Source organism: Bacillus cereus, from assembly GCF_002561295.1.
GTDB lineage: Bacteria > Bacillota > Bacilli > Bacillales > Bacillaceae_G > Bacillus_A > Bacillus_A cereus_S.
In genome coordinates, this window is record NZ_NTUG01000075.1 from 1 (window position 1) to 1,240 (window position 1,240).

Sequence of the window (1,240 nt, forward strand, 5' to 3'; positions counted from 1 at the left end):
CTAAGCAGCTAATAAGGATTGGATCCTGTATTCCACAGGGCTCAATCCTTTTAGTTTTGTCTTAATACGTTTGTGATTGTAATAGTAAATATATTGTTCTAATTCCAAAGTAAAATGTTCCATACTTTCAAACTCTTGTAGATAAAGTAATTCAGATTTTAATAAGCCAAAGAAATTTTCAATGACTGCGTTATCTAAACAGTTGCCCTTACGGGACATACTCTGTGTAATTTGATGTTCTTTAAGTAAGTGTTGGTATCGAGTCATTTGATATTGCCACCCTTGATCCGAATGGAGTATAGGGGAATCACCTTCGTTTAAACGCTCAAACGCTTGATTTAACATCTTTGTAACGAGTGGAAATACAGGTCGTGTTTCTATATTATAAGCAATGATTTCACCATTAAAGAGATCTAAAACTGGCGATAAATAGAGCTTCTTCCCGAATAAATGGAATTCTGTCACATCCGTAACCCATTTCTCATTAGGCTTAGAAGCCTTAAAATCACGCTGAAGAACATTTGGAGAAATTCTTCCAACATTTCCACGATAAGAACGATACTTCTTCATGCGGACGAGACATTTTAAACCTAGCTCACCCATTAAACGACGTACTGTTTTATGATTGATTGAGTAACTTCGATTTTTTAATTCTAACGTGATGCGTCGATACCCATATCTTCCTTTATGTTCATCGAAAATCTGTTTAATGATTTCTTTTACTTCTTTGTATTTATCAGGGCGAGTAAATTGTTTTACCCAGTAGTAATATGTACTACGCGCAATCTCAGCTATTTTCACTAAGTGACTTACCTTAAAAACATGCCTTAATTCATAAATTACTTGCGCTTTTTGACGTTCTGAGATTTTCTCTCCTCTTGAACTAAGGCGTTCAACTTTTTTAAATATGCATTTTCCATACGTAAACGCTCTATTTCCNNTTTTTCCACTGTAAAATAGTCGATGGATCCGGAATATTATATATTACAGCTGTTTCTAAAAGAGACGTCCCTGTTTCATTCATAAAGTTAAGTACGTCCATTTTAAATTGTACAGAGTAATTTGTATACCTAGATCTCAAACCTTCTATTCCATATTTTTTATAGAGACCTACCCATTTCATAATAGATTTATGATGCGTACCTATTCGATTGCCTATGGCTCTATAAGATTCTTTCCCTTCAAGATAGTCCTGAATAGCTTCTAATTTAACTTCTAATGAAAACTTTGCCATAAAAAA

Annotated in this window: 1 pseudogene; it reads right to left on the bottom strand. The window is 33.9% G+C overall.

The window, feature by feature from the left end:
* Positions 1-1,234 (bottom strand): annotated as a pseudogene (locus tag CN373_RS24760) (IS3 family transposase).
* Positions 1,235-1,240: the final 6 nt, after the last annotated feature.